General features: G+C 50.0%; 18 protein-coding genes. 7 read left to right on the top strand and 11 right to left on the bottom strand.

The genetic code is table 11. The features are described 5' to 3' along the window. Window positions 1-28 precede the first annotated feature (28 nt). Complete coding sequence (locus EYC87_RS08875) at window positions 29-1,546, top strand: DNA recombination protein RmuC (protein ID WP_279252563.1); 1,518 nt, start codon at window positions 29-31, stop codon at window positions 1,544-1,546. A 285-nt stretch (window positions 1,547-1,831) separates the two neighbouring features. On the opposite strand, the gene EYC87_RS08870 is transcribed toward EYC87_RS08875, so the two are convergent. From EYC87_RS08870 to dnaA, 9 genes are all read right to left on the bottom strand, one after another. Next, the gene (locus tag EYC87_RS08870) at window positions 1,832-2,536 is read right to left on the bottom strand and encodes an SDR family NAD(P)-dependent oxidoreductase (protein WP_279252562.1); all 705 of its coding nucleotides are present in this window, start codon (window positions 2,534-2,536) and stop codon (window positions 1,832-1,834) included. A 335-nt stretch (window positions 2,537-2,871) separates the two neighbouring features. Continuing rightward, entirely contained in the window at window positions 2,872-4,458 is a 1,587-nt protein-coding gene (locus tag EYC87_RS08865) for an arylsulfatase (RefSeq protein ID WP_279252561.1), read from the bottom strand. 188 nt (window positions 4,459-4,646) lie between these two features. Then, on the bottom strand, window positions 4,647-6,791 hold the full coding sequence (locus tag EYC87_RS08860; RefSeq protein WP_279252560.1) for a molybdopterin-containing oxidoreductase family protein: 2,145 nt from the start codon (window positions 6,789-6,791) through the stop codon (window positions 4,647-4,649). Beyond that, on the bottom strand, window positions 6,788-8,518 hold the full coding sequence (locus EYC87_RS08855; protein WP_279252559.1) for a hypothetical protein: 1,731 nt from the start codon (window positions 8,516-8,518) through the stop codon (window positions 6,788-6,790). Before EYC87_RS08855 ends, EYC87_RS08860 begins: the two co-directional genes overlap by 4 nt. Before the next feature lie 157 nt (window positions 8,519-8,675). Further along, a complete protein-coding gene (locus EYC87_RS19480; RefSeq protein ID WP_423243973.1) occupies window positions 8,676-8,978 on the bottom strand; it encodes an alpha/beta fold hydrolase in 303 nt (100 codons plus the stop codon). Window positions 8,979-9,048: 70 nt separating this feature from the next. After that, window positions 9,049-11,466: a DNA topoisomerase (ATP-hydrolyzing) subunit B gene (gyrB, locus tag EYC87_RS08850; RefSeq protein ID WP_279252558.1), complete on the bottom strand. Its 2,418-nt coding sequence runs from the start codon at window positions 11,464-11,466 to the stop codon at window positions 9,049-9,051. A 25-nt stretch (window positions 11,467-11,491) separates the two neighbouring features. Further along, a complete protein-coding gene (gene recF / locus EYC87_RS08845) occupies window positions 11,492-12,613 on the bottom strand; it encodes a DNA replication/repair protein RecF (RefSeq protein ID WP_279252557.1) in 1,122 nt (373 codons plus the stop codon). 37 nt (window positions 12,614-12,650) lie between these two features. After that, window positions 12,651-13,754, bottom strand: a complete 1,104-nt coding sequence (gene dnaN / locus EYC87_RS08840) for a DNA polymerase III subunit beta (RefSeq protein WP_279252556.1) — start codon at window positions 13,752-13,754, stop codon at window positions 12,651-12,653. Between the two features lie 82 nt (window positions 13,755-13,836). After that, a complete protein-coding gene (dnaA, locus tag EYC87_RS08835) occupies window positions 13,837-15,300 on the bottom strand; it encodes a chromosomal replication initiator protein DnaA (protein ID WP_279252555.1) in 1,464 nt (487 codons plus the stop codon). Window positions 15,301-15,811: 511 nt separating this feature from the next. Here dnaA and rpmH point away from each other — a divergent pair. Genes rpmH through mnmE form a run of 5 tightly spaced genes read left to right on the top strand, consistent with a single transcriptional unit; the run spans window position 15,812 to window position 19,715 of the window. Further along, the gene (gene rpmH, locus EYC87_RS08830; protein WP_279252554.1) at window positions 15,812-15,946 is read left to right on the top strand and encodes a 50S ribosomal protein L34; all 135 of its coding nucleotides are present in this window, start codon (window positions 15,812-15,814) and stop codon (window positions 15,944-15,946) included. Between the two features lie 15 nt (window positions 15,947-15,961). Continuing rightward, on the top strand, window positions 15,962-16,345 hold the full coding sequence (gene rnpA, locus EYC87_RS08825; protein WP_279252553.1) for a ribonuclease P protein component: 384 nt from the start codon (window positions 15,962-15,964) through the stop codon (window positions 16,343-16,345). Continuing rightward, window positions 16,345-16,572, top strand: a complete 228-nt coding sequence (yidD, locus tag EYC87_RS08820) for a membrane protein insertion efficiency factor YidD (protein WP_083793614.1) — start codon at window positions 16,345-16,347, stop codon at window positions 16,570-16,572. The genes rnpA and yidD overlap by 1 nt, the downstream gene beginning before the upstream one ends. Before the next feature lie 15 nt (window positions 16,573-16,587). Continuing rightward, window positions 16,588-18,285 (top strand): membrane protein insertase YidC, encoded by a 1,698-nt coding sequence (gene yidC / locus EYC87_RS08815; protein WP_279252552.1) that lies wholly within the window; start codon window positions 16,588-16,590, stop codon window positions 18,283-18,285. Window positions 18,286-18,332: 47 nt separating this feature from the next. Further along, window positions 18,333-19,715, top strand: coding sequence for a tRNA uridine-5-carboxymethylaminomethyl(34) synthesis GTPase MnmE (mnmE, locus tag EYC87_RS08810; protein ID WP_279252551.1), 1,383 nt, complete (start codon window positions 18,333-18,335; stop codon window positions 19,713-19,715). A gap of 944 nt (window positions 19,716-20,659) precedes the next feature. On the opposite strand, the gene EYC87_RS08805 is transcribed toward mnmE, so the two are convergent. After that, window positions 20,660-21,811 carry an acyl-CoA dehydrogenase family protein gene (locus EYC87_RS08805; RefSeq protein ID WP_279252550.1) on the bottom strand — a complete coding sequence of 384 codons (1,152 nt, stop codon included), beginning with the start codon at window positions 21,809-21,811 and terminating at the stop codon, window positions 20,660-20,662. A gap of 176 nt (window positions 21,812-21,987) precedes the next feature. Here EYC87_RS08805 and EYC87_RS08800 point away from each other — a divergent pair, with 176 nt between their 5' ends. Next, on the top strand, window positions 21,988-23,163 hold the full coding sequence (locus tag EYC87_RS08800) for a DUF3754 domain-containing protein (RefSeq protein ID WP_279252549.1): 1,176 nt from the start codon (window positions 21,988-21,990) through the stop codon (window positions 23,161-23,163). 163 nt (window positions 23,164-23,326) lie between these two features. On the opposite strand, the gene EYC87_RS08795 is transcribed toward EYC87_RS08800, so the two are convergent. Further along, window positions 23,327-24,313: an LLM class flavin-dependent oxidoreductase gene (locus EYC87_RS08795; RefSeq protein ID WP_279252548.1), complete on the bottom strand. Its 987-nt coding sequence runs from the start codon at window positions 24,311-24,313 to the stop codon at window positions 23,327-23,329. Between the last annotated feature and the right edge of the window lie 2 nt (window positions 24,314-24,315).

The following is a 24,315-nucleotide window of genomic DNA, read 5'->3' as shown; positions in this document are numbered from 1 at the left end:
AACTGGGCCCATTCTTGTGGGGCAGAGCATGACAGAAATCGAAATACAACAGCTAGTTATTGCCGGTTCAATCGCTTTCGGTGGCATAGCCCTGGGCTTGCTCATTGGCGTTATCAGGGGGCAGGGCATAGCTGAGCGACTGCGCCTCCAAATGACTGCATCCAATGAAGAACTGCAACTCGAACTGGAGAGCGCCACTCGCGTTATTCCTGGCCTGGAAGTCGAGCGAAACCAGTTACAAGAACGCTTACAGGAAGGTCGAATCGCGTTATCCAAGCTGGAAAACGATCTGGACAGCCACGGCCGGCGCTACCAGGCCCTACAAAATGAACATACTCGCCTACACACCCAGCAGGAAGAAAGAGAGGAACAACACCAGAGCCAAATGACGTTGTTGAAAGAAGCCAGGGACAATCTCAAGCAGGAATTCGAGTTATTGGCCAACCGCATATTCGAGGACAAGGGTAAAAGCTTTACCTCCACTAATAAGGAATCGCTGGAATCTCTACTCAAGCCCTTCAGGGAGCAAATTAGTGGTTTTCAGTCGCGCATCAACGAAGTACACACAGAAGCGGTAAAGGGCAATACTGCCCTGGAAGCAGAAATCAAAAAGGTCTTTGAAATTGGTCTTGAGATGAACTCCCAGGCCACCAACCTGGCGACCGCTCTCAAAGGCGATAAAAAAACCACCGGCAACTGGGGCGAGGCCCAACTGGAAAGAACGCTTGAGTTGGCCGGCCTGCTGCCTGGCGATCATTATGAGGCCCAGGCCAGCTTCACCGATGCGCAAGGCAAGCGGCGGCTGCCCGATTTCATCATCAAACTACCCGAGAAGAAGTGTCTGGTAATCGACAGCAAAGTCTCGTTAGTAGATTACGACCGAGCCATTTCCGCAGCAACAGAAGAGGAACAGAGTGAGGCGCTAAGATCGCATGCGCAAGCGGTTCGCAATCACATTGATGACCTGTCCTCCAAAGACTATTCCAATCTGTCCGGCGTAGACAGCCCGGATTTTGTACTCATGTTCATGCCCATTGAGCCTGCCTATATCGAGGCCATGAAATACAACAAGGATTTGTTCAACTACGGCTATCAACGGCAGGTAGTGATGGTTTCACACACGACGCTGATGCCTATTTTGCGCACAGTGGCGAACCTGTGGATGATCGACCAGAGTAACCGTGAAGCCAGGGAGATAAGTACACGCGCCGGCGAAATTTACAACCAGGTGTGTCTTGTCGCTGAGCGACTACACAAGCTCGGTAATACCCTTAAGTCTGCCAACAACCACTATAACCAGACAGTAAAGGGCCTGGCGGGACAACAAGGTCTGGTGGGGAAGGTAGAGCGCTTTCGGCAGCTTTCCAGCAACGCAAGTAAAAGCCTGACTGAACTAGAGCCCATCCACGCTGACATTGAACTAGAGCGATTGGAAGCCGTGGAATTGACTCAGGACGATGCTGAAGAAGGTGAAGGGGCACTGCCTTCGAAGGCAGCGCCCCAGAGTGACCCCCACCAGGGGTTGCAGGGGTCAGGAAACTCCTAGTTGATTGAAGCGACTGAGTCACTGCTGATCTCGGTCATCGCTTATGCTATCGCTCGGTTCCGGCTTGCCTTGTGCTGGTGTTGGGGAGAACGATAGGAAAAAAATCAGAAAGAAAAAATAGCGTTTCGTTGAGCGGCGACCTGCTGCAGCCGAATGGATGCTTGTGTGCGGTAAAGCGTGTTTGTAAATGAAGAATAACAGCGCAAATCGCGCATGACGCATTGGCAGAGTCGGACGCGTTAAATATTCAACTCGCAGAGAGAGCTATTAATAACGCAAAGACGGTTACCAGTTCTCGCCGAAAGGCCTTAAGTCAATCTCTGACGTCCAGCAATTTTCGGGCTGTTGGTCCAGGTGCCAGATCGTCTGTGCAATATCATCAGGCTTGATAAAAAACTCATCCGGTTTATCTTTTCGCAAATTTCTCGCAAAGGGTCCGTCGACGGCACCATCAATCACCAGGTAAGCCGCGTGTACGTGCTTGGGGCCCAATTCTCGCGCCATGGATTGAGTCAGACTGCGCGCGGCACTCTTTGAAGGGGCAAAGCCAGCAAATTTGGCGCCGCCGCGAGTTGCTGCAGTATTGCCGGTGACTAAAATAGAGCCCGCTTCACGCTCTATCATGCCCGGTGCTACGGCCCTCGCGCAGTAGAGCAGCCCCATAGTGTTCACTTCGAAGTTCTTTGATAAGTCCTTGGGCCTCATCTCTAAAAAACTACCAAAGCTACCGCGCGCTGCGTTGTATATCAGCGTATCAACCCGGCCAAATTCTTTGGCTATTTTTCCGAAGGTCACTGTAACGGCTTCTTCATCGGTGACATCAGCAATCAGCGAAAGGCTGGTACCTGGCAAAGTAGCGGCCAGTTCATTCAGGTAATCGGGAGACCTTGCAATCATTGCCACCTTGTAGCCTCGCTCACAATAAAGTCTGCAGCAAGCGGCACCTATGCCGGGTCCTACCCCTACCACAACACAGGTTTTTTCTGCCATAGTCACCGCCATTTATTTATTACTGCTGATAAGTATTGCGCTTAATTGTTTCACCAATATTTTCTACAGCAAAGGTCCAAAAATAAATACCTTGCGTCATCATCCTGACCAAAGCGAAGCTAACTATCCGCGCCGCGATGCCTAGAGTTTGTAACCGGAATTGACGGCAATGGACTTCCAGCATAGAGAAAACTCGTCGTTTTTTCTTCGCCTGATGAAACGGTTCAATGCCAAGGAAACCAAGAGGGAGTTGGGACACCTTGCGCTATAACTAAGCTAGAAGGCGCTGCACCATAGGGGGCGACGAGTCGCCGCCCCCTGTGCGCAAGATGATTTTAATTGGTACCCGGGTTTTTCTGCAGCGCCTCCAGTACCTTGTTCAAGTTGAAACTACCGGCCTCCTGGCGTGGTGGGAACTTCTTGTAAGTAGCAAGGTGTTCCGCAACGTAGTTCACTGCAGGCAGAACCAGATAGGCCCTGTCAAAACGCCACATGGGGTAGGGTGCTGCCTCATGCTCGGCTCTTTCAAAGGGGTCGCCGCGCATATCGATCAGCTTGGGCAGTCGCAATGTCACGAAGGGCTCTTGCCACACATCGAAACCGTGGGCGCGTTGCTCCATGAATACCATTTTCCAGCGATCATAACGGAGGTTGGCAAGCTGGCCATCGTCTGTCCAGTAGAAAAATTCCTTGCGCGGGCCTTCATCGACGTCGCCACGGAAATAAGGTCCAAGGTCGTAACCGTCAAGATGCACCTTGTAGTTTCGGCCGATCGCCCTGTGGCCTTTAAGCAGCTTTTCTTTAATGTCGGGCTCTCCGACCGCACTCATAATAGTGGGCAGCATGTCCTCATGCGAAAAAACGTCGTTGTAGACAGTGCCGGGTTTGATCACGCCGGGCCATTTGATCATGGTGGGTACGCGATAACCACCGTCCCAGTTGGAGTTCTTCTCATTTCTGAAAGGCGTCATGCCTCCATCAGGCCAGGTGAAAATTTCCGCGCCGTTGTCTGTTGAGTACATGACAATCGTGTTTTCTTCCAAGCCCAATGAATCTAACTTGGCAAGTATTTGACCAACATGCTTATCGTGCTCAGCCATGCCGTCTGCATAAACACCCAACCCGGTTACGCCATCAGATTCTGGCTTAAGATGCGTATTGACGTGCATACGTGTGGAGTTCCACCACAGGAAAAAAGGTTTTTCAGCCTTGGCGGCACGCTCCATAAAAGCAAGGGCGCCAGCAGTGACCTCTTCGTCGACGGTTTCCATCCGCTTTTTAGTCAGCGGGCCAGTGTCCTCGATTTTCCCATCGGCGCTAGACTTGATGACACCGCGTGGACCAAACTTCTCGGCGAAGGCCGCGCTCTTGGGATAGTCAGCACTCTCTGGCTCTTCTTCTGCATTCAGGTGGTACAAGTTGCCAAAAAACTCGTCAAAGCCATGATTGGTCGGCAAGTGTTCGTCGAGATCACCCAGATGATTTTTGCCGTACTGGGCTGTCATATAGCCGTGGTTCTTGAGCAAGGCCGCTACGGTAGGATCTTTCTCTGATAGTCCCTCCTTGGCGCCCGGCAATCCAACTTTCAGCAGCCCCGTGCGAAAAGGGCTTTGTCCGGTCACAAACGCGGCGCGACCGGCTGTGCAGCTTTGCTGTCCATACCAATCAGTAAACAGGGCGCCCTCGGAGGCGATGCTATCGATGTTGGGGGTTTTATAGCCCATCATGCCACGATTGTAGGCACTGGTATTGAACCACCCGACATCGTCACCCCAAATAATCAGTATATTGGGCTTTTCCTGGTCCTGCGCCTGGACGAAGCTGGATGCGAATAAGCTTAGCAGCAGGGTCAGCCCAAAACGTCGCAATAGGTTTGATCGGGTCCGTTTGTCATTCAACAAAGTCAGTAATCCTGAGGTCATTCTTGAATCTCCTTTTATTTTTCTTGCAGGCGTATCTGGCTTTTGCCGCCTGGTCAGACTTAATTTTTTTGTCCCCGTCACTGGGCTCCATCGAGAGGTGCAAACTTCCGCGACCGAGGAATTGAAACCCATGCTAGATTCTATTGCAAACCATAGCATTAAGAATTAATACAATGACCGAATACCCACTAAGTGTCAGCACATAATGTGACTTTAACCCGGGTCGAATTGAGATTGGGTATCCCGGAAAAAGGGTCGATTGCGGCATTATCCACCAGCTGATTGACGTTGACGCCGAAACAAAGGGGTTCTTCCTTATCCACCGGGGAGAACACCCGCGAGCCCCAGCCGTGTTGGATGCAAACAACACCCGGCGCTACGCGGTCGCTGATGCGCGCCTTAATAGAAAGACTACCAACCGCTGACGTGACCTCGATTTTGGCACCTTCCTTTATTCCCAGGGAATGCGCATCTGCCGGATTAACCTCGCAATCATTGCCCTGCTCCCGCTTTTGCATATTGGGCAGTTCCATCAACCAGGAATTCATCATATTCAGGGTTCGCTTACCGATCAGGGTGAAGGGATATTCAGTGCCAGGTTGATTGCTTTTATCCAACAAACGCTGCAACTCCGTACAGAACTGTTCTGGCCCGATTTGGATCGCCTTGCCTCGCATCTGCGCCTGAAGCTGGCCGTAGGCGCGGTCACGATATTGCAAACCGTGGGGTGAATTTTGCAATTGTCGCCAGCTGAAGGTCTTGGCACCTTTTAACATCAGCCGTTCCAGCAATCCGGGGGAAAAGGCCCACTGCGGTTTTCTGAACAGGCGTGCCAGTACGCGACTGATGCGAATCATCGTATTGGCGCCCTTTTTACCCATAAACGGCACCTTCATTGCCAACGCCAGGTCCACAAAAAACCTCCACTCCGGCTGGATTAACCCAGGCGGTTTGACAGCCTGCGCAGAATACTGGGCAAAGGGCTGGTCCATGCCGCCCGCCAAATTAAATAATAATTCTTCGCGCTCCAGCCAGTGGACACCGGGAATCAACCAGTCTGCGTGACGATGGCTTTCCCGTTGTACCAGGTCGACGACGACCAACATATCCAACTCGGCCAGGGCGCTGTCTAATACCTGACCATTGGGGCCCGACACCACCGGATTGCCACTTTGAATCACCATGGCTTTTACCTGGGACGGTCCCGGGGTGTAGATTTCATCCGGCAGCTCCGCCAGGGAGCGATTGCCCATAACCGTGGGCTGGCCCCGCACCCGACTGGCTGTTTCCGGCTGGTTGTCGGTGGCTGCAAACTCCGTCATGTTGATATAGCCGGTATCGAAGCGTCGCCCTCCCGGTTTGTCCAGATGGCCGGTGACGATGTCGAGCACCAACCCCAACCAATGGCCAAGAGTACCTGTGGTATGCATGGATACGCCGGTCTGGGTGAGACACATGGCGCCCGCGGCTTGCGCGTAATCTCTGGCAACTTGCCGGATGTCCTCAGCATCGATACCGCAACGACCGGATAAGCTAGCCTGATCCGCAGCCAGCGCAATTTCTCTGATCGACCCGAGCTGCGCGGCGGGCAGGGCCGCGCAGGCGGCCGAGTCCACCAGATCCTCGCCAAACACAGTATGTAATAAGCCCAGAATAAAAGCCCAGTCAGTGCCAGGCTTTATAGACAGATGGGTATCGGCCTGTTGTGCGCTGCGTGTCCTGCGTGGGTCAACCACGACCAGTTTGGCGCCTTTAGACTGTCTTTCCCGCGCCCGCACCCAGCCATCGCTGGCATTGCCCAACCAACTAAATTTACTCTCCGCCGGGTTCATGCCAATCATCAGCAAGTAATCGCAACGATCAATATCTGGATTGAACGGGACATAAGGTAAATCAAACAGGGCGTTGGATACGACATGATTGTTATTCTGGTCGATGGAGCCCACGTTATACCGATTGCGGGTGCCAATGGCGTCCACCCATCCCAGCGAGAACATAACCCCCGAGGTAAAACCCAGTGGGTTGCCGTGGTAGTAGCCAATACTGTCAGCGCCGTGAACCGCTATCAGCTCGTTGAATCGTCCGGCAATAACGCCAATGGCCTCCTCGTAAGTCGTCTCTACAAAAGAGTCCCCTACCCTTTTCATGGGCGCCTTGATGCGCCGGGGGTGCTCTACTAATTCATGGGCGGTTAGGCCTTTGGAGCAGATATCGCGCCAGGTCTGGGGGTTTTCTTTGTCGGCTACGATCTTTTCAACTTTATTGTTCTGAACCTGCACCGCCAGGCCGCAGGCTGCTTCGCAATAGCGACAGGTGGTATAAACCGTATTCATTCTGCCATTTCCTTAAAGGATGGGGCAGTCAACTTAAATAACTCCCAGCCGCCCTGTTCCGCGTCGATATTGCTATAGGTGGAGCTGCCGATATAGAGGTCGTCGCCTACCACCATGGCATTGCGCACGCCGTTGTTGGCCGGGTTACCAAACCCGTCGAGCGTCACGGCCACGGCAGGTCGATCGGTGCTGTCAAAACGGTAAAGGTCGAAACCTGGCACCTCCTTTGAGAGGGTCGCATGTTCACTCAGAGTGCGCAGTACGAAGCAGCTCAGTTGACAATCTGTCTCATCCCGAATGGCCAGCATCCCTCCTGACACATCGAAGGTCCCCAGATACAAACTGCCCCGATATTTCACCATAGTCCAAGTATAGTCGTTAAAAAAAGCGCCGAAGCCCGCATCCCCGAACAGGGGTCGGACACCCAGCAGATTCGTTTGCTCTGTCCACTGACCGTTATAGGCCCAGAGTTTTTCCTTGCCGTAGAGCAACTCGGTCTTTGGTTTGTTTTCGTCGCGCAGATCGGTGCGAAAAAGGTGAGTGCTGCGATGAGCCTTGATAATGGCCTCCCTGGCAGCGAACAACAAACCGGGGGAATCCATCACCAGTTGCTGAAAGCCCTGGCCATTGGGAAACATCGCCCCCCAATAGATGTAACCATTGAATTCTTCGAGCGCGCCAATCAACCAGGATCGGGCGATTACCGGGTCAGGGTCGAAATCGGCGGCATCAAATATTTTGCCGAAGCTGGCGGGTTGCTCCGGCGTAAAGCCGCCATCTGGGAAGGGGCTAGTCTGGTAAAGCCCAGCAGGTAAGGTTTCCGAACCCCAGGTAGTCAGTACAAAACGCCCCTCAAATTCAATGAGCTCAACTCCAGAACCCGCACTCCCCAGATCACCCACAACCTCGAAGCCGGTGTCGTTGCCAGCCCCTTTGAAAGGTGTTTCCGGACTTCCCACCCAGCGCAGCAGATGATTGGGATGCGCCGACGAGTGCATTTCGGAACCGACAAAAACATACATCGCCTGGCTTCCGTCAGCATGGGTGACCGTTCGAAAGCGGCGGACATTGATGTAATTCGCCAACTTTACACCGTCTATAAACTCTCCGCTCTCCCCATTAAAAGCAAGCAAATACACCGACTTGTCACTACGAACCAGGGGATTGGATGCCATAAACACAACGCCGTCGGCACTACCGGCTGCCCGGAAACCGAAGCTGCGGGCCATGATAGCCTGGAATGTCGGGTGTTCTGACTCGACCCGAAAAAATTCGCCCGTCGTGGTATTGTGCCGATGGATTGAGGGCCTACGCCAATCTGCCTGAACAATCGTGGCACCGTCGGGCCATGGCAGGCGCACATCAACTTCAGCGTTGTCAGGGTAGGAGGACCGAAATGTTTCGCAAGCCCATCTTGAATTGCGGGTAGGCAGGAATTGCCCGGTCACCATCATCCAACCACACCAACCGTTACTGAGGGTGGAAAACCACAGGTTATCGCTCGTGGAGGTCATAGCCCATACATAGCCTCCGTTACGCTTCGCTATTGCATCGGAGGGTACCGCCATCTCCTTGCCAATGTCGGCATCGGGAAGCCAGCGATTACGGGGATCGGCGACACCGTAGAACCACTCGTCCACTGGCGCCTGTGCAATGCGTTCAACTTGTGCCTGTGCGTGCGCCAACTGGCTCGCTGCAAGGAGCATTAATAACAGCTGTCTAATCATTGGCGCTTAATCCTGAATTTACAGATAAAAATAAGCGATTAAAGATGTTTGGAACCTTATTGTCGTAATGACGATCTCTGTATTACTTTCCCAATTGACTGGTCTATTATTTGAGGGTTCTCAAAAGGGATGCTATGCCCACTTCCTTGCACAATAATTAAGTCAGAATCTGAAGAAAGCGCGGATATTTCCTCCTGCATTGCAGTCCACTCTGAGGTGAGCCCTTGGGAAGTGTCGCGAATAAGCCGGCTATGCCAGTAATCCGTATGATCCCGGTCCATGCTAGCTTGTCACATAGACTGTACAATGGCACATCGCGCTGCAGTGGACGTCGGCTTTTCAGTCGTGAGCTTTGATCTTCATGAGAAGATTCAACAAAAACTATTCCTCGAACTTTTTGAGGATATTTTGCATAAAAGCTTCTGACATGTATTCCGCCTGCTGAAAATCCCACAAGTATAAGATCATCGCCTATCTTTCATATATCGTGAAAATTTTTCAAATAGCGTGAAAATCAACAAAGTGACGCGTTATACGTCAAGGTTAGCCACCGACAGCGCATTTTCTTCGATAAAGTCTCTGCGGGGCTCGACGTTGTCGCCCATCAAGGTGGTAAAAATTTGATCAGCCGCGATTGCATCCTCAATGGTTACCTGCAGCATTCGGCGGACCTCTGGATCCATCGTGGTTTCCCACAATTGTTCCGGATTCATTTCACCCAAGCCCTTGTAGCGCTGGATGGTGTAGCCCTTGCGAGCCTCTGTCATCAACCAGTCCAGTGCTTCCGCAAAGCTCTGGGTATGCAGGATTTTCTCGCCCCGCTGGATGTAGCCCTCCTCCTCTATCAACGTATTCAATGTTTCGCCCAACTCAACCAGACTGCGGTATTCGCCTGAAGAGAAAAACTCATGATGATATTCGGTTTCAGACTCTATGCCATGAGCCAGCAGCTTAACCACCGGGAAGAACAATTGACGTTCCTGATCTTTGCGGACCACTGCTGAATAGACAGCAGACCCGGAGTTCGACGAGTGTAAGCGCTCACTTAACTGGTCTGCAAAAGCGGCAACTGCCTGCTCATCCTTCATCTCATCCACTTTAAGAGATGCGCCATAAACCATTTCCCAAAGCACCTCGGGGGAATATAAGCGAGACAGACGCTCTATTGTCGCAGCGACACTACGGTACTGATCCACCAGAGACTGCAAAGCCTCGCCAGAAATCGCGGGGGCGTCAGGATTGACGAAGATAGACGCATTTTCCAGGGCAGATTGCGTAAGATACTGGTTTAAGGCCTCATCATCTTTCAAGTACTGATGTTGTTTGCCTCTGGCAATCTTGTACAAAGGAGGTTGAGCAATATACACATGGCCCCGTTCAACCAGCTCTCTCATTTGGCGGAAGAAGAAGGTCAACAGCAGGGTTCGGATATGAGAGCCGTCCACATCAGCATCGGTCATGATGATAATGTTGTGATAGCGCAGCTTGTCCGGGTTGAACTCTTCTTTGCCAATACCACAGCCAAGGGCAGTCACTATGGTGCCGACTTCTGCGGAACCCAGCATTTTATCGAAACGGGCTTTTTCTACGTTCAGAATCTTCCCTTTCAATGGAAGGATGGCCTGAAACTTACGATTACGGCCTTGTTTTGCACTACCGCCGGCAGAATCACCCTCCACCAGGTACAGCTCACATAGAGCAGGATCCTTTTCCTGACAGTCGGCTAGCTTACCGGGCAAGCCGGCAATATCGAGAGCGCCCTTGCGCCTGGTCATCTCCCTTGCCTTGCGCGCTGCTTCTCTAGCTCGGGCCGCATCCAGCATTTTGCCAACAACCGCTTTTGCTTCCTGAGGGTTTTCCAGCAAGAATTCACCGAAGCGGGCATTCATGGCCTGCTCTACGGCGGTTTTAACCTCGGAAGACACGAGCTTGTCCTTAGTCTGGCTGGAGAACTTGGGGTCGGGCACCTTCACAGAGACGATAGCAGTCAGGCCCTCGCGAGCATCGTCGCCCGTGGTATTCACGGCCGCTTTTTTGGCCAGGCCTTCCTTTTCAATATAGTTGTTCAAATTGCGAGTGAGGGCCGCTCGGAAGCCTGCCAGGTGAGTACCACCGTCTCGCTGGGGAATATTATTGGTGTAACAAAGTAAGCTTTCCTGAAAGGAATCGTTCCACTGTAACGCAACCTCGACACCGACCCCTTCGTCTGTATCTATTTGAAAATAAAAGGGTTTATTGATCGGCGTCTTGTTTTTATTAAGATAATCAACAAACGCGTTAAGGCCACCTTCATAGCTGTAAATCTCTTCCTGGCCACTGCGCTCATCTTTCAACGCAATGCAAACGCCTGAATTTAAGAAAGCCAGTTCCCGCAGGCGCTTACCCAACTGATCGAAATGAAACTCAATGTTGGTGAATGTCTGATTAGAAGGGTGGAACCGCACAGACGTGCCCGAGGTCTCGGTATCGCCGACCATTTCCAGCGGGGCTGCGGGAACGCCATGCCGGTAGGTCTGCTCGTAAAGCTTACCGTCTCGTCGAATAGTTAATAGCAACTCTGAGGAGAGAGCATTTACCACTGACACACCCACACCGTGAAGCCCGCCAGACACTTTATAAGTGTTGTCATCAAACTTACCTCCAGCGTGCAGAACGGTCATGATCACTTCAGCCGCTGACACGCCCTCTTCGTGCATTTCAGTGGGAATGCCACGCCCATCATCACTAACTGTGACGGACTCATCCGGGTGTATCACGATATCGATGCGACTGCAGTGGCCCGCTAGCGCCTCGTCTATGGAGTTGTCGACGATTTCGAAGACCATATGGTGCAGACCAGTGCCATCGTCGGTATCACCAATGTACATACCAGGCCGCTTTCGCACTGCATCCAAGCCTTTGAGGACTTTAATACTCGAAGAGTCGTAATTCTGTTCCGTATCGCTCATGTGTAGCTCTCGTTGTGCGTTCTATTTATATTAAGTGCGACGACCCGCCGGCTAAGGGGGTGACCGAGCCATGTTCCACGTGGAACATAGCCAATTCCTGTTGCTTTTCCTCGGGCCATACGGCCTGAATATCATTCTGATGAACGCAGGTTATGAACACCTGAGCGTTCATCCCTGCCAATAGCCCGCAAACAAGACTACTGTGCTGCAAATCCAGCTCGGAGGGCAGGTCATCAACCAGGTAGGTGCAATTCCCCCTACCCATCTCCGCCATAAGCTGGCCCTGAGCCAGCTTAAGGCCACAAACCACCAGCTTTTGCTGACCTCGGGACAGCGTATCTGCGGCAACATGACCCTCCGTCAGCACTCGCACATCGCCGCGCTGAGGCCCCACGTGCGTATACCCCTGCTCAATATCAGTGATTGTGCTATTTTCCAGCGCCTGCTGATACTCCAACTGCTTGTCCCAGCCTTTTCTATAACGCAGTTCCAACCCCGTGAGCGATGGCGCTAACTGGGCCATGATCTCAATAAACCTCGGCGTAAGCCGATTAAAGTATGATTCACGGTAGCCACTCAGGACTTCCCCTGACTGAGCAAGTTCGCGTGTCCAGACAGCGAGCTCCTCGGTTGGCATTTTAACACGCCGCAGCAGCTTATTCCGTTGTTTTATTCCTCTCTGAAAGCGCTGCCACTGATCAAAAAAACGATGTTCCACGTGGAACACACCCCAGTCGAGATATTGCCTGCGAGCGCCGGGAGAGCCCGTGAGCAAATTAAAGCTGTCGGCGTTTATTACCTGAACCGGCAAATACTCAACCAATTCGGCCACAGTTCGCACCGGCGAGCCTGCAATTTTGATTTTGACCTCACCGGTAACACCTCTCTGCACCCCCAACGTTGTGCTTCTAGGTTCTAGCGCTCCAAAAACCGTGCAGTGATCCTGCCCGTGGGTCACAAGGGATTTAATACTACCCCTGAAGGATCGAGCCATGCCTAAAAGGTGGATTGCCTCCAATACCGAGGTTTTACCGCTACCATTTTGGCCAAAAAAGACGTTAACCCGCTGAATACCCTCAAGCCTGACGCCCAGAAGGTTCCGAACATGATTAATTTGCAATCGTGAGAGGCTGGAATCGGAAGACATCAGCACTAATAGCCGAAACGAGGGGCATAACGCCTCTTTAGAGGCGCATCGGCATTACTACATAGAGGGAATCGCCTTCATCAGACTCCTCTAGCAGGGCACTGCTGTTCGGATCCGAAAGGGACAGCTTAATTTGTTCTCCGCTCAGCACAGCCAGCACATCCAGCAAATAGCTGACATTAAAGCCTACTTCCAGGGATTCCCCTTGATAATCAACAGGTACCGCCTCTTCAGCCTCTTCCTGTTCAGGATTATTGGCTACGATATCAAGGCTGTTGTCGGTTAATTTCAGGCGTACCCCACGATATTTCTCATTTGAAAGAATTGCTGTTCGAGTAAAAGCCTGGCGAAGCTCCAACCTGGACCCCAACACGATTTTATTAGGCGACCTCGGTAATACACGCTGATAATCAGGGAATTTTCCATCCACCAGCTTGGAGGTAAAAGTAAATTCTTCCGTGGTTGCTCGAATATGATTACTGCCAATAACGATGGCAATATCCTCATCTTCGGCCAGCAACAAGCGAGCGAGCTCCAACACCCCCTTACGTGGCAAGATAACCTGAGCATCATCGCCTGCTTCTATCTTTTCTGGCAGCGTGCACAAAGCCAGGCGGTGGCCGTCAGTTGCAACAACTTTCAGTTGCTTGTCTTTTAACTCCCACAGCATACCGTTCAGATAATAACGAACATCCTGTTGCGCCATGGCAAAGCCGGTGCGGTCAATAAGGCGCTTCAGCTGGCCTTGCTTTATCGTAAACTGATGCGTTCCCATACTGTCTTCAACATTGGGAAATTCTCGGGCCGGTAGTGTCGATAGAGTGAAGCGGCTTCTGCCCGACTTCACGGTCACCTTACTGTCTTCGGCTGCGAAGCTAATTTCACTGCCCTCTGGCAGCGACTTGCAAATGTCCACCAACTTACGAGCGGGTAGAGTCAGTTCGCCTGAATCCCCGGCCGAGGCCAGCTTTACACGACCAACAAGCTCAACCTCAAGGTCGGTACCCGTTAGTGACAGACGATCGCCGTCTAATACAATTAGTACGTTAGCCAGAATGGGCAGGGTTTGGCGCCGCTCCACCACACCTGCAACAAGGTTTAGTGGCTTAAGTAATGCGTCCCTGGAAACTGTGAACTTCATATGCGTTGTTATTCCTCAACACGAGAAGGCGCTATACAAAGCACCTTTTAAATAAACGAAAAACTACTGTCCCTCTTCTACCTCAAGTAGTGAGTGACCGCAGCAAGTTCTTATAATCTTCACGAATATCCGAGTTGGTTTCCCGAAGCTCCTTGATTTTACGACATGCGTGAAGCACTGTCGTGTGATCTCTACCCCCAAAGCTATCGCCGATCTCCGGTAGGCTGTGATTGGTCAATTCTTTAGCCAAAGCCATCGCTACTTGCCTGGGCCGGGCTACTGAACGACTGCGTCGACGCGACATCAGGTCAGCCACCTTAATCTTATAATACTCTGCCACAGTGCGCTGGATATTGTCCTGACTCACCTGTTTATCTTGCAGAGCTAACAAGTCTTTAAGGCTTTCCTTAATCAAATCAATATCGATGTCTCTACCTGTGAAGTGAGCGCTCGCTATCACCCTTTTTAGCGCTCCCTCTAACTCTCTAACGTTAGAGCGAATTCGTTGTGCGATAAAAAAAGCAGCATCTGGGGGTAGGTTAATACGCGCTTGCGTCGCTTTTTTCATCAAAATCGCGACCCTGGTCTCCAGTTCCGGAGGCTCCACTGCCACCGTCAAACCCCAACCAAAGCGTGATTTCAATCGCTCTTCAAGGCCATCAATTTCTTTAGGATAACGGTCACAAGTAAGAATCATTTGTTGTCCGCCTTCGAGCAAGGCGTTAAACGTATGAAAAAATTCTTCTTGGGAGCGATCTTTCTTGGCAAAAAACTGAATATCGTCAATCAATAATGCGTCTACGGTCCGATAATAGCGTTTGAAATCACTAATAGCGTTGAGCTGCAGCGCTTTAACCATATCAGCTACAAACCGCTCTGAGTGCAAGTACACCACCTTTGCATTGGGCTTGTTGAGTCTCAAGGCATTACCAACGGCGTGCATCAAATGCGTTTTACCCAAGCCCACACCACCGTATAGAAATAACGGGTTATAGGAGTCACCGGGGTTCTCTGCCACCTGCCTGGCCGCAGCCAGCGCAAGCTGGTTTGACTTGCCTTCGACAAAATTATCAAAGGTATAAGTTTCTACAAGGCTGTGTTGATGTTGCAAAGAGCCTTCAATTTCAGCCTGTCTTGCCTGTGCAGCACCATTTGCAATGCCGTTTCTTGTCACTATAGGCGCGGTGGGGCGACTAAATACGGCAGCACCTGATACCGCAGGCGGCATTTTATCAACGACCGGTACCGAAGGTTTTGTATGAGCCGCAGGTGTCATCGCTGCGGGCAAAGTCGGTTTGTTGACCTCACTTCCGATCTGAAGCACGACATCCAGGCCACCACCAGGCTCCAGCTCTGCAATCAGCTCACTGATTCGTCTGGAAAACTTGTCAGACACGAAGTCTTTAATAAACCGATTTGGTGCAAACAAGGTCAGTGAATGGCCATCGGAACTAGCCTGCAGAGGCCGAATCCATGTGTTGAACTGTTGTGAAGGCAATTCGTCTTGCAGTCGATCGACGCATTGCTGCCATACTACGCCAGGCAAAGCTTTCCCCTTAGGCGAACGTGACCGTCAGCCTTAATTGATACACAATTAATTTTATTTTATCTGGCTTGAAAATCCCCTAACCAGGCCACGATAATACTCTCCGCGAACTTACTTATCCACACTTATTTTCAAGTCACACCAAGGTATTTATTTGTTATTTTTCAACAACTTATATTATTTAAGAGCGTTTTTTAAACAACTTAATAAAAACTTCATTGTATAAACCTGTGTGTTAATATCCTGTGTATAAACTCTGTAAAAAATGTGGGGGGATTCTCACGACCCAGAGCCCGCCTAGGACTAAAGAAAAACGGAGTAACTCGCCCGGTCTCTTTGTGTCACACTTTCTAAACGGTGCAAAACTACCGCAAATGAACACACAAAAAAGCGCCGGCCTGCATTGAATTAACCGGAGCATTTCACTAGAATACCCCACCTTTTTTCCGGCCAGTGGCTGTCGCTCTTCGCGCAACCTCGGCCAACAGAATTCATTAATTGGACTATTGCCATGAAAAGAACATTCCAGCCCAGCGTAATAAAACGCAAGCGTACCCACGGTTTCCGCTCGCGCATGGCTACCAAAGGCGGTCGCGCAGTATTAAATCGCCGCCGCGCCAAGGGCCGCAAGAGCCTGTCTGCTTAAAAGGCCTTGCTCTGAGTGGGCACTGACAATAGTTTTGGCAAAGCCAGACGCCTACTCAATGCCGAAGAATACAGCCGGGTATTTGACGGCGCCGAGGCCAGAGCCTCGCATAAGCATTTATTGCTACTGGCAAGAACCAGCACTAGACCCGGGCATCGTCTGGGTTTAGTGATAGCCAAAAAAAATATCAGGTTGGCTGCACAGCGCAATCGCATCAAAAGGGTAGCCCGAGAGGTATTCCGGGTTCTGCCTGATTCAGAGCCCTCGTTAGATGTTATCTTGTTGGCCAGGCGCGGTTTAGATCAGTTGGATAATGAAGCGCTATCAACTATATTGCGTCAGCAGTGGCAGAAACTGATCGGTCACGCGTCCAAACTACATCAAGCCACGGAACACTGATGCGTCGCTTCTTTATATTCCTTATTTCCTGCTACAAAGTTCTGTTGAGTCCGTTTGTGGGGCATCACTGTCGGTTCTACCCCACTTGCTCCAGCTACGCCCAGGAAGCAATCTCTCATCACGGTGTAATAAAGGGATGTTGGCTTACCGCCCGCCGCCTCTCCAAATGCCACCCCTGGCATGAAGGTGGTATCGATCCGGTACCTCCTTGCAGCCACTCACACTAAGCCACAGATATTATTATGGATTTGCAACGCTCTTTACTTATTGGCGCCATCGCCGTCTTGTCTTTCATGCTGCTCACCGAATGGGTTGCTTTCAAAGATGACAAAGACGCTATAGAAACAGCGCAAGCAACGAGGCTCATCGCCAACACTGACTCCAATACTGCCGAGTTACCTCAGGTCAGCGAGCCGACTCTGTTTGCAACTGATGATGATGTGCCTTCTACGCCCGAGCTGATAGAAGCAGAGGCACCGCCTCAAATTACGCAGAAGAACAGTGGCAGAATAGTTCTTGTGCGCACCGATAGCCTGCAACTCGCCATCGACCTCAATGGCGGAGACATTATCGAACTCGCATTGCCGCGCTATCTAGAAGAAATAGACAACCCTGACATTCCATTTGTATTGCTCGAACAAAACGAAAGCCGCACCTACATTGCGCAGAGTGGCTTAATTGGGAGCGACGGAATTGATAGCAAAGGCCGAGCATTGTTCACGGCCTCAGCAGCCAACTTTGAACTCTCAGAAAGCGACGATACGTTAGTCGTTGACTTAAACCTGACTACCGCTGATAACATCAAAGTCACCAAACGGTTCACCTTTACTCGCGGCGAATACCTCGTAGAAGTTGATTACATAGTAGTCAATAACAGTAATTCTCGCTGGCAAGCCAATCTGTTCGGGCAAATCAAACGTGATAGCACGCCTGCCCCGTCGTCAAGTCAGTCAGGCATGGGTATGCAACCTTTCCTTGGCGCGGCAATTACCCAACCGGACGTGCGCTTCACCAAATTTACTTTTGAAGACATGCTGGATGATCCGTTCAAAGCTCAACTACCAGGTGGCTGGATCGCAATGTTTCAACACTATTTTCTGAGCGCATGGATACCAAATAGCGATCAAAGCCATAACTACAGTACCCGAGTCACCCAAGCCGGGTTTAACATTGCTGGCTTCACCAGCCCGGCCCTCACTCTGGATCCGGGTCAATCAGGCACTACCGGCGCGCGCTTCTACGCAGGGCCGAAAGATCAATATCGCCTGGCTGAGATCTCTCCTTACCTGGATCTGGTTGTCGATTACGGCTGGCTTTGGTGGATCGCCAAGCCCTTGTTCTGGCTGTTAACCAACATACACTCATTTGTAGGAAACTGGGGCACCGCCATCATTTTGCTCACCGTGGTTGTAAAGGCGGCATTCTTCAAATTATCGGCAACCAGTTACCGCTCTATGGCTAGAATGCGCAAAGTTCAGCCCCAGATGCTAGATATCCGCGAGCAATACGCAGATGACAAACAAAAACAATCCCAAGCGATGATGGAGCTTTATCGCAAAGAAAAGGTCAACCCTATGGGTGGTTGTCTGCCCATACTGGTGCAAATGCCTGTGTTTATCGCCTTGTACTGGGTGCTAATGGAGAGTGTGGAGCTCAGACACGCTCCTTTTGCCCTTTGGATTAAAGATATGTCAGTGATGGATCCGTACTTTGTGCTACCGATCCTCATGGGCGCAAGTATGTGGTTTATGCAACGGCTGAACCCGCCACCAACAGACCCCATGCAGGCTAAAATCATGCAATGGCTTCCCATTGTCTTTACCTTTTTCTTCCTCTGGTTCCCTGCCGGTCTTGTTCTGTACTGGGTCGTTAATAACCTGCTCTCAATGGCTCAACAGTACGTGATCACCAAACAAATTGAGAAAGCTGATCCCGCCTGATTTGTACGTCCCGTTCCTATCGCGAAACGGGGCGTTATAATCACATCATGATTACCTTTAATATCCTCGATGGGGATACCATTGCCGCAATAGCCACAGCCCCCGGGCGCGGTGGTGTGGGCATCGTAAGACTATCAGGCCCTGGTGCCCTGGTAATAGGCGAGTCAATTAGCGGGCTTACCTTGTCTCCCCGGCACGCCTACTTCAGCAAGTTTAAAAATTCTGACGGAAATGTTCTTGATTCAGGCATAGCACTTTATTTCCCCGGACCACAGTCGTTTACTGGCGAGGACGTCGTAGAGCTACACGGTCACGGTGGGCCAGTCGTCCTCGATTTGTTAATAAAAACCTGTATAAATTATGGCGCTCGACAGGCAAGGCCGGGAGAATTTTCTGAGCGCGCTTACTTAAATGACAAGATAGATCTCACTCAAGCTGAAGCAATAGCAGACTTGATTAACAGCACGACCGAACATGCAGCGCTCAATGCCAGCCGCTCCTTACAAGGTGTATTTTCACAAAAAATAGATGACCTGGTGACCTCGGTCACGCAACTGCGAGTTTATGTAGAAGCTGCCATCGACTTCCCTGAAGAGGAAATTGACTTCATCCAGGACGGTCAAGTGAACAATCAACTGTCAGCAATCATTGCTCAACTAAATGCGGTAATGCATCAGGCAAAACAAGGCTCTTTACAACAGGAGGGAATGAAGCTGGTCATTGCCGGCAAGCCCAATGCTGGCAAATCCAGCCTCCTTAATGCTTTATCCGGGCAGGACACCGCCATAGTTACCGCCATTGAGGGCACCACCAGAGATGTTTTGCGAGAACATATCCAGATAGATGGTATGCCTTTACACATCGTCGACACCGCCGGTTTACGCAATAGTGCTGACGAAGTTGAAAAGGAAGGCATTCGTCGAGCCTGGAACGAAATTGAATCAGCAGATCACATTCTCTTGGTAGTTGACGGTTCTAACCCGGAACAACATAGTAATGATCCGTCTGTTATCTGGCCAGAATTTACCGAACACTTCAGCAGGAACATTCCGGTATCCGTTATTCGAAATAAATGTGATCTTAGCCAGCACGAGCCTTCAGCGACTGACAGTGTTAACTACTGCACTATTGAGCTATCAGCAAAGACCGGCGCAGGAATAAATTTACTCAAGGAGCACCTTAAAACCTGTATGGGTTATCGACAGGGAAACGAAACAAATTTCAGCGCAAGACGTCGGCATTTGCTTTCCCTTGAAGGGGCCGCAAAAGCACTAACGGCAGGACAACACCAATTGGAAAATGCAGGTGCTGGCGAATTATTAGCCGAAGATTTACGAGCTTGTCAAAACCTACTTGGAGAAATAACAGGCGCCGTTAGTTCTGATCAGCTTCTGGGAGAAATATTTTCAAGTTTCTGCATTGGTAAGTAATACCCGCATATTCACAACAAGAACACTGATTATCCACAGCTTCACTCTTTCGAAGTGACTTAACAACAGCTTGTTAAGCAAACATTTACTCAGATTTCTAATCGAAGAAAAATATTTTTCTGTTGGGGATAACCCTTGAATAAACACGGGGAGACTAACGTGGGTAATTTTTGGATAAGCCAACTAAAACGCCAAGACAAAAACAAACGCTTAACTTATCTCCAGCTCATCCCCTGATTAATCAGATGTTTTCAAGCCTGGTTTCAGGGCATATTAGGGGGTTTATACTTTTCCTAACATGCTGTTCTATATGGATTTAGAAGGGTTAACCACAGAAAAGTGCCTCCCTAATAATAACAACAACAATAATCCTTATATATACATACTATATATAAATACTTATTTAATAATTAAACACTAAGCTTTTTTAGAAGGGAAAATCATATTTATTTACATGCCTTGTCGTTTGCAGCATGCGCAAGGTTGCTCTGTGTTCTAAAGATAACTCCTTTAATAAATGTAATCAGAAGCATGAGCGAGACTGGATTTAAGAATATGCGTTAGACCTAGCCCTTGAGAAACCTCGTGAGGCGTCCTGTAAGCTTTATGGTAGCCTTTCAGAGCAACAGGCATAGGGTTGTCGGCAATAACGTACTTTTCTCTGCCAGGTAGCGTTCAGTTGCTAAAGATTCGATCGAATGTCGTAGCAAATTCATGTTTTTAATGGCATGACTAGTAGCCATCAGGTAACACAACAATAGATCGCGAAGTCTGATGAGCCGTTAAATTCTTCTTTTGCGCACCATTGCATTGACGCTTTGATAATATCTGATTCGCGATTGGAGGTGGTTCTAAAGAAATGATGCGTGATCTTACAGTGCGCCGAATGGGCTTGTAATTTCTTTTTAAAGAGGTCCTCGGACCTCTAATTCGAGGTTTTTAATTCATGGTTGTTTGCCTAAGCCCATCATTTTTCCAATGATTCCCAACATGACTTCATCGGCACCCCCGCCAATGGAAGTTAAGCGCATATCGCGCATTGCCCTTCCAACGGGGTTATCCCACATATAACCCATGCCGCCCCAAAACTGCAGGCATTCGGTAGGTATACTGTTACAAAGTTTACCCGCTTTTAGTTTCGCGTAAGACGCCAATAAAGTTGGGTCCCCTCCGTTAATATAAGTCTCGCAGGCGCAATAGGTCAGTGCTCTTAATGACTCAATTTCCATCTGCATCTCTGCTAATTTCATGTTAATGATCTGGTTGTTTAAAAGGGGCTTTCCGAACGCCTGCCGCTGACTGGTGTACTCGATGGTTTCGTTAATACAATTTTCCAGGCCTTTAATAGTGATAGCGCTGCCTGCTATGCGCTCCTCTTGGAACTGCATCATCTGATAGGTGAAACCTTTACCCTCCTCTCCAATCAAATAGCGCTGCGGAACGACTACATCGTCGAAAAAAAGCTGTGCCGTATCAGAGGCACGCATGCCCAATTTGTTCAGCCGAGATGATGTCGAAAATCCGGGGACATCAGTGGGCACGATAATTAACGACTTGTTAACGTGTTTCTGATCGTCTGACGTGTTTGCCAGAAGACAGATGTAATCGGCTTGAGTGGAATTAGTGATCCACATTTTAGTGCCATTAATCACATAATCATCACCGCGCTTTATGGCCGTAGTTTTAATAGCAGCAACGTCAGAGCCAGCATGTGGCTCGCTTACCCCGATAGAGGTGACCATATCTCCAGCGATAGCGGGCGTCAGGAAATCGCGTTTAAGTTCATCGGATCCAAACCTTGCAAGGGCAGGTGTCGCCATGTCAGTTTGTACCGCAATGGACAGTGGCACCGAGCCATGAGATGCGCTCCCCCACTCTTCCTGGGCTACCAGCGCATAACTATAATCCAGGCCTAGCCCGCCATATTCTTCCGGTTTGTGGATACCCAGTAAACCCAGGTTCCCGGCTTTTTTAAAAACTTCATGTGCTGGAAATATACCTGCTTCTTCCCACTCTTCCACGAAGGGATTAATCTCTTTTTTCACAAACTGGGAGACCGTACGACGGATTTCGTTGTGCTGTTCGGTGAACTGCATTTATTGCTAACCTCTTACTAGTACTTTGCGGTTATTTTTTGCCGGCCGAGTATAACCTAACAATATTGAAGTCACACTTAAGGTTGCTTAGCATCGTATTTGAATAGCGGTCGGTCTTTTCGCTTGCTGAAAACGCGATTAACCCTAGTGTCATAAATATGAGGTAACTACTCACTATGTCAAAACTTCCCAAGCTCCGTTTTATCCCTTTTCGACGTACTGATCTAGTGCACATGTGTCTGGCAGGAGAGGAGCTTAACGAACAGCAGCAAAATGATTTTTCGGCAGGTCTCAAAAAAGTAGAGTCTTATTTCCAATCTGAATTTCACCAGCTTAAACAGGAACTCAAGCATGCGTACAGTCCATTGGACCCTGACGCGGATACTAGAACAATAGAGGAGTTCAGAGATGAGAAGGCAGCAGATAGACTGGCAATTCTGTTCGAGCAAATACTGGACCGTGCAAACTATGAGCGTGTGAGCAGGGAAGAAATAGAGCTAGCGTTCGATAGAACCTCGCTTTTCAGTTTGAAACTGCATGTAGATTTAAATGAATTTGAAGAAGCTTTGCTATTTACTCGCGGAGCCTCTTCTCGCAGGGAAGAGATCACTCAACTGTTTGGTCTTTGGCGGCGTCAGGTTGAGTTTGTGAATTATGATCGCGTCGTGCTTTACCTTCGGTTAAAGGATAGCATTGACCCTGAGAGTACGCTCGGTGGATGCCAGCCGGGCTCCACAATGATTAAACTGTTTCAGAATGTGCCTGGAGCTGATGTCGAGATGCTCTTTCCAAATACCCGAGTGGGTATGCGAACCTGGGACAAGATATTGATCGGTGTTCCTGCTTTGGTGAGTGGCGGCATTGTTATGACGACCAAGCTTGGTACAACACTGTTATTATTGGGATCCTTAGTGGGTTTTTGGCTAGGCACTAGTAGTGAACCTGTAGAATTAAACAAAACCACAGTGCTGGCTCTGTTGGCGGGGCTGGGAGCCCTGGGTGGCTATTTGTGGAAGCAATATTCCAGTTTTCGAAGTCGGAAAGCCCGCTTCTCACAGGCATTAACTGAAAGTCTTTATTTCAAGCTTCTGGATAACAACGCAGGCGTGATATTCAGGCTACTTGACGAAGCTGAAGATTCCGAGTGTAACGAAAGTTTGTTGGCCTACTATTTTCTGTTGGCCGCCGGCGATTCACTGTCAGCAGTAGAATTGGACAAGACAATAGAGCGCTGGTTCGAGCAACGTTGGCAATCGACCCTGGATTTCGAAGTTGACGACGCGCTCAAAAAGTTACTGCGCTTAGGGCTGGCTCAACGTACTGATGATAAATGGGTAGCGATAACTGAGTGACCGTTCAATTTAATCAATAGGCTGTGTAATGGCCCGTAATCGCACGGTCAGCTGGTTTGTGAGACGCTCAAAACGGTGCAAGGTTGCACTTCTGCGAACAAGGATGTTCGCACCTCTACGCCTCTTATTTTCGTCACGATCTTTACATTACAGTTCTCACTGTTTATTTTAATGCCGGCAACACTTTATTCTCGAATAAGCGAAGGCTCTGCCAACCAAACTCTATTGGGACTCCACCACATAAGGGTGCCAGGTGTAGCGAACCGGTACTTTCAATGGCGTGGATAGCCTGTTGCGGTGAGAGTATGCGATATTTTCCTTCAGCTTTTAACTGTTCTATATCAGTCGCAAAAGACTCAGCATAGGCTCGTCGACTGGTATGCCGCCAAGCACCGTAAGCAATGGCATCGTGCAACAGGTAGGGCCCGATGAGATCCCATGTTGCTGTTGCGTCTTCGGAGATGAACGTTGTGGCGGGCTTACGCGGGAAAATAGTCATCCCCCAGTTCGATAATCTTTCACACTCTTTCCGGTAGATTTGTTCTAACTCAGGGTCATCGATTGCCGGACTGAATATCAAGCCCAGTCTGGCGGCGCGTCTGGCGGCAGCGCTGCTGTTGCCACCGATCATAAGCAGGCTTTGGAGGGATGAATTTGGACCCGGCGCCAACGTAATTTCTGTGCCTTTATTTAAAACCGTATTGCCAGCGAGTAGCTTGCATAGCGAATCCAGCTTGCTGTCAAATACCTTGCCTCGGGTTTTCCAGTCTACCCCTGCTATCTGATATTCCTGCTCACGGTAGCCCAGTCCGCAAGTCGCAGAGAAACGACCACCGGAAGCCAGGTCCAGCACAGTGATGTCTTCTGCCAATCTTAGTGGATCGTGCAGTGGAACAAGCAGTGCGCTAACGCTGATACGGATACGCTGGGTAACCGCAGCCATCATTCCGGCGAGTTGCAGAGGTGCTGAGAGAAAACCGTCCTCAGTGGCGTGGTGCTCAGAGAGTCCAATTACGTCTACGCTGTTTTGGTCTGCCCAACTGGCCATTGCAATGGCCGCCTGATAGCGACTGGTCTGGCTGTCGGGGCACTGGGGAGCGCAACGCATGTCGAATCTCAGAACGATGTTGCGTTGCGCATTGATGTCCAATA

The sequence above is a fragment of the Candidatus Seongchinamella marina genome, from assembly GCF_026262685.1.
GTDB classification, from domain to species: domain Bacteria; phylum Pseudomonadota; class Gammaproteobacteria; order Pseudomonadales; family Halieaceae; genus Halioglobus; species Halioglobus marinus.
Note: the sequence above shows the minus strand (reverse complement) of the source record. Positions and strands in the feature narration are given on the sequence as shown.

What these genes read in the sequence shown, in the direction of transcription:
- EYC87_RS08875 (WP_279252563.1), top strand. Translation starts at nt 29, where the DNA reads ATGACAGAAATCGAAATACAACAGCTAGTTATTGCCGGTTCAATCGCT.
- EYC87_RS08870 (WP_279252562.1), bottom strand. Translation starts at nt 2,536, where the DNA reads ATGGCAGAAAAAACCTGTGTTGTGGTAGGGGTAGGACCCGGCATAGGT.
- EYC87_RS08865 (WP_279252561.1), bottom strand. Translation starts at nt 4,458, where the DNA reads ATGACCTCAGGATTACTGACTTTGTTGAATGACAAACGGACCCGATCA.
- EYC87_RS08860 (WP_279252560.1), bottom strand. Translation starts at nt 6,791, where the DNA reads ATGAATACGGTTTATACCACCTGTCGCTATTGCGAAGCAGCCTGCGGC.
- EYC87_RS08855 (WP_279252559.1), bottom strand. Translation starts at nt 8,518, where the DNA reads ATGATTAGACAGCTGTTATTAATGCTCCTTGCAGCGAGCCAGTTGGCG.
- gyrB (WP_279252558.1), bottom strand. Translation starts at nt 11,466, where the DNA reads ATGAGCGATACGGAACAGAATTACGACTCTTCGAGTATTAAAGTCCTC.
- recF (WP_279252557.1), bottom strand. Translation starts at nt 12,613, where the DNA reads ATGTCTTCCGATTCCAGCCTCTCACGATTGCAAATTAATCATGTTCGG.
- dnaN (WP_279252556.1), bottom strand. Translation starts at nt 13,754, where the DNA reads ATGAAGTTCACAGTTTCCAGGGACGCATTACTTAAGCCACTAAACCTT.
- rpmH (WP_279252554.1), top strand. Translation starts at nt 15,812, where the DNA reads ATGAAAAGAACATTCCAGCCCAGCGTAATAAAACGCAAGCGTACCCAC.
- yidD (WP_083793614.1), top strand. Translation starts at nt 16,345, where the DNA reads ATGCGTCGCTTCTTTATATTCCTTATTTCCTGCTACAAAGTTCTGTTG.
- yidC (WP_279252552.1), top strand. Translation starts at nt 16,588, where the DNA reads ATGGATTTGCAACGCTCTTTACTTATTGGCGCCATCGCCGTCTTGTCT.
- mnmE (WP_279252551.1), top strand. Translation starts at nt 18,333, where the DNA reads ATGATTACCTTTAATATCCTCGATGGGGATACCATTGCCGCAATAGCC.
- EYC87_RS08805 (WP_279252550.1), bottom strand. Translation starts at nt 21,811, where the DNA reads ATGCAGTTCACCGAACAGCACAACGAAATCCGTCGTACGGTCTCCCAG.
- EYC87_RS08800 (WP_279252549.1), top strand. Translation starts at nt 21,988, where the DNA reads ATGTCAAAACTTCCCAAGCTCCGTTTTATCCCTTTTCGACGTACTGAT.